General features: G+C 55.8%; 4 protein-coding genes. 2 read left to right on the plus strand and 2 right to left on the minus strand.

Going from position 1 to position 4,761, the window contains the following annotated elements:
• Together GAP13_RS12565 and GAP13_RS12570 are read left to right on the plus strand one after the other, a co-directional pair.
• The coding region (locus tag GAP13_RS12565) for an ABC transporter substrate-binding protein (protein WP_158908638.1) at nucleotides 1-825 on the plus strand (825 nt) is incomplete at its 5' end.
• Complete coding sequence (locus tag GAP13_RS12570) at nucleotides 819-2,591, plus strand: ATP-binding cassette domain-containing protein (RefSeq protein ID WP_158908639.1); 1,773 nt, start codon at nucleotides 819-821, stop codon at nucleotides 2,589-2,591. The genes GAP13_RS12565 and GAP13_RS12570, both read left to right, overlap by 7 nt.
• 47 nt (nucleotides 2,592-2,638) lie before the next feature.
• Here GAP13_RS12570 and GAP13_RS12575 read toward each other — a convergent pair whose 3' ends face one another.
• A complete protein-coding gene (locus GAP13_RS12575; protein ID WP_158908640.1) occupies nucleotides 2,639-3,736 on the minus strand; it encodes an ABC transporter ATP-binding protein in 1,098 nt (365 codons plus the stop codon).
• Between the two features lie 61 nt (nucleotides 3,737-3,797).
• The coding region (locus GAP13_RS12580; RefSeq protein ID WP_158908641.1) for an ABC transporter permease at nucleotides 3,798-4,761 on the minus strand (964 nt) is incomplete at its 5' end.

The following is a 4,761-nucleotide window of genomic DNA, read 5'->3' on the forward strand; positions in this document are numbered from 1 at the left end:
GACGCAGATTCGCTGCCCCTTATCGTCGCTGATAACGAAGGCTTGTTCCAAAAAGAAGGCATCTCGGTCAAGCTTGTTCGATTCTCGAGCGCAATCGAGCGGGATTCCGCGCTTCAGGCGGGAAAGATTGATGGCGCGGTGACCGATGTACTTGCTGTCGTTCTCGCGAATCAGGGCGGTTTCCCGCTTAAGATTACGAGCCTCACCAATGGCCGTTATGGTGTCGCTGTTTCACCGAAATCGAATATTCAATCCATGAAAGAGCTCGAAGGCAAGAATATTGCTGTTTCGCTCAATACGATCATTCATTATTTTGCTGATTGGAGCGCGCGAGAAGCAGGCCTTAAGGCTGATTCGCTCAACCTGGTTCCAGTCCCCAAAATGCCAGTCCGGCTCGAAATGCTGCTTTCGGATCAGATCCCCGCCGCGGTCATGCCCGAACCATTCCTGACCACTGCAAAGCTTCGCGGCGCAAAAATCCTCGTTTCATCCGACGATTCCGGCCTCGAAGCGGGTGTCCTCGCCTTTCCGCCCTCGGTAATCGCGAAGAATGCCGATACGCTCAAGCGCTTCTATCGCGCCTACTGGAACGCCGCACAGCGCATCAACGCCCAGCCAGATCAGTACAGGAACATGCTGATCGAATCGCTCAGTTTCCCGGATGAAGCTGCGCGCGTCTTCGTATTCCCGCGCTATGTCAAACCGCGCCTCCCTGTGCAGACGAGCATCGAAACGGCTGCGCAATGGCTTTTATCCAAAGCTCTCATAAAAGCGCTGCCAAAAACCGCTGACCTTGTCGACGCCAGCATGGTAACTGGATGGTAAGTCTCGAAGATATCAGTTTTTTTTATACTGTCCACGGCATACCGAAGCCGGTCTTCGAGCATTTTTCTGCGCAATTCGAGCATGGCCGCATCACTGCTGTAATAGGCCCCTCCGGCTGTGGCAAGACTACGCTTTTGCGGCTTATCGCCGGGCTTAATACACCGCAGAGCGGCAGGATTGTCGTCGAGGGCCGGGCGGAAGAGAAGCTCCAGAGCCGCAAGGTTCCAGCCGCTGGGCCGCGCATAGCCTTCATTTTCCAGGATTTCGGCCTTTTACCATGGCTGACAGTCGAGCGCAATGCAGGGCTCGGGCTGGAGGCGCTCGGTATCCCCCCAGCGGAGCGCCATGCGCGCGTTCGAGGCATTCTTGAAGAACTTGGCCTTTCCGAATGGCGGAAAGCCTATCCAGTTCGGCTTTCCGGCGGCATGCAGCAGCGCGTCGCGGTAGCCAGAGCACTTGCCATCAATGCCGACCTCATTCTGATGGACGAGCCATTTTCGAGCCTGGATGCGCTGACCCGCGAATCGGTCCAGGACATGCTGCGCAGTATCCAGCGAGCGCACAATACCACGATCATCATAGTCACCCATTCAATCGAAGAGGCAGTGTATCTCGCCGATTCTGTTGTGGTGCTTGACGGAAGCATGCCTGCAAACTATTGCCAGGTTGTGGACAATCCGCACGTGTGGGAGCAAGAATCGGCAGCGCGCGCGCCGCATGTCATGCAAGCCCCCGTGCCTCAGCAGCCGCCCGCCAGCCCGCCTGAAGCATCATTGAATCCGCGCGAGACCAGCGGTTACCTTGCGGCGGTCGGTGCGCTTCGCCATACCTTCAACCAGGCAGTTGCGCAAAAAGCCGAAGCGGAGATGGCTGCGGCGGCATTTGCTGTGCCGGCGGCGGCGGTTACACCGCTGGCAGCAGCTGTACCGGCAGTACCGGCTGTATCTGCAGCACCAGATGTACCGGCGGCACCAGCGGCACTGCCTGCACACAAAAAGCTTGCGCCGTCTGTGACACGATTTCTCGCCAGATCCGCGCAAATTTTTGCAGCAGCAGTATTTCTTGTGGCAGCATGGTGGGCTGCAGCCGCGCTCGTGCAGCGTCCATTTCTGCCTTCACCCTCGCTCGCTTTCGCCCAATTTGCAGTAAATCTGCAGAAAGGCGTCTTTCAGATTCATGTGCTCGCGTCAGCGCGCCGTGTATTTTTTGCGCTTCTGGCCGCGGGGCCGCTTGCATGGGTGCTTGGGCTTCTTGCCGGGCGCATTCCATTTTTCGACAATATATTCGCGCCGCTTGTCTATTTTTTGCATCCGTTGCCAAAAGTCGCTTTTCTGCCTATTCTTATGCTCTTTCTGGGGCTTGGCGACGCTTCCAAGATTGCGCTGATGGGCCTAGTCATTTTCGGGCAGCTTTTCGTGACCGGGCGGGATGCAGCAAAAGGCATCGCGCCGGCGCTGCTCGACAGCGTGCGAACCCTGGGTTTTTCGCGGCTTTCCATTATACGGCTCGCAATTGTGCCATCGACAACACCTTCGCTCATGTCTGCGCTGCGAGTGAGCCTGGGAACCGCGATTGCGGTGCTCTTTTTGTCGGAAACATTCGCCTCGATCGATGGCCTTGGCTGGTATATCATGGATGCATGGTCGCGAATTGACTACCCCGACATGTATGCGGCGATCCTTGCGCTTTCGTTGTTCGGGCTTTTTGTATATTTCGCAATCGATGCGATCGAGGCGGTCTTGCTGAGATGGCGAGAGCGCACCTGAAACCGCCACATACGCGCATTTCACTGCACGTTCTGACAGACCCAAGTTTATTCTGCAGGAAGCACGCGCACCAAAGCCTCGTTCAGCCCGATCCAGACAGCCTCGCCCTCCGAAGGAATGGCCTTCCCCGAAGGATCATCAATCTGAACCAGAATTTCGCCCGTTTCGGTTTTTACATAAATTTCGACGCTCGACCCTAGATACACCCGCGCAGTGACGGTTCCCGACGAGATCGCATCTTCCTTTTCCACGAGCCTGAGCGATTCGGGTCTTGCCATAATGACGGCGGGGGATCCTGTGCCAAGCCCCTCTGCAGCTGAACCAGCTCGGACTCTCTTTCCTCCTACCGTACAAATTGCCCTGCCGCCAGCCTCGATTCCTTCAAGCTGCGCAGGGAAGAAAGCAACCTTGCCCACAAAGCCTGCGACAAACATCGAAACCGGCCTTTCGTAGATATCGCCTGGCGTGCCTATCTGCTGAATCACGCCGTTGCGCATAACAATAACGCGGTCCGAAAGGCTCATGGCCTCGATCCTGTCGTGCGTCACATAGATTGCGGTAATGCCAAGCGACTTCTGGATACGCCGAATTTCCACTCGCATCTGCTCGCGCAACAGTGCATCGAGGTTGGAAAGTGGTTCATCGAGCAGAAGGACCTGCGGTTCGACAACCAGAGAACGCGCGAGCGCGACTCGCTGCTGCTGACCGCCAGAAAGCCGCCCTGGCGCGCGGTGAGCAAGCTCGGCAAGGCCGACCAGTTCGAGCACTGTCCTCACCCTGTTCTCGATTTCAGTGTGACTAAGCTTGCGGATTTTGAGCCCATAGGCGACATTGTCGAACACATCCATGTGGGGGAAAAGACCATATGACTGAAAGACTGTCGCGGTCTGCCTGCCGTTCGGCGGCAGATATGTTACGTCGGTGTCGCCGATAAGAATTTTGCCCTTGGTCGGCAGCTCGAAACCGCCAATCATGCGGAGCGTCGTAGTCTTTCCACAGCCAGAAGGCCCTAAAAGTGTCACAAGCTCGCCAGACCTTACATCAAAATTCGCATCTTCCACCGCATGGACTTCTGCCTTGCTCTTTGGGTCCTTAAAAATTTTGGTCACATGGGAAAGGGTCACAGGTACGGATTTTGTTGCCATATTTGCAGTTCCTTTTCTTAAAAAACGGGGTCTGACCCCTTTTTTTAAAATTTGCCTCGCCTCATTGGGCGGTTACCGTTTTTTCCAAAAATTCGCTCTGACGTATCAAAAGGCGCATGAGCCCGAAAACCGCCAGCACGATAATAATAAGCGTTGTCGCAAGCACACTCGCCAGGCCGAATCGCAGATTCTCCGAAAAGTTGTAGATCTGAATCGTGATATGGTACCAGCGCGCGCTTATGAGGAAGATAATTGCCGAGACTGCGGTCATCGAGCGCACGAATGTGTAGGACATGCTCGAAATGAAAGCTGGCCTGATGAGCGGTAGGATTATTGTCCTGAAAATTGTGGCCTGGTCAGCGCCTAAGTCCGCCGCAGCCTCCTCGATCGACGGATCGATCTGCCGCAGCGCAGCCACACCTCCCTCAAGCCCGACCGGCAGTTCGCGGATGACATAGTTGATTACCAGAATCGCCCCAGTCCCGACCAGCAAAAGGGGCGGCTTGTTGAATGCCAGAATAAAGCTGATACCGACCAGCGTGCCCGGAATGGCGAACGGCGTCATGATGAGCGATTCGAGGATGCGCTTGCCGGGGAATTTTTTGCGCACGAGAATCACCGCAGCCACCATCGAGAGAACGCCCGCAATCGGCGTCGCGATCCCCGCCAGAGTGATTGTCGAAATCAATGCCTGCTTGCCCCTCGTCAGCGCTTCGTGGATATTCACAAGCGTGAAGGTATAGTCGATGCCCCAGTTTTTGACAAAGCAGCCTGCAACAATGGTCAAATACAGGGCGACGATAAGACCGCTCACCACCACGACAAAGCCAGTCAATGCGCGCCGTGCCCCAGGAGCCGCCAGATCCGACAGCCGCGTCGAAGGCTTACCAGTCACTACGACAAAAGATTTCCTGCTCACCCAGCGGCGCTGTACCAGAAACGCAGTCAGCGTGGGCAACAGCAAGAGCAATGACAGCGCAGCACCGTTATTCAGCCTGCTCATGCCAGTCACTTCGATGTACGAT

This window comes from Rectinema subterraneum (assembly GCA_009768935.1).
In the GTDB taxonomy this organism is placed as follows: domain Bacteria; phylum Spirochaetota; class Spirochaetia; order Treponematales; family Rectinemataceae; genus Rectinema; species Rectinema subterraneum.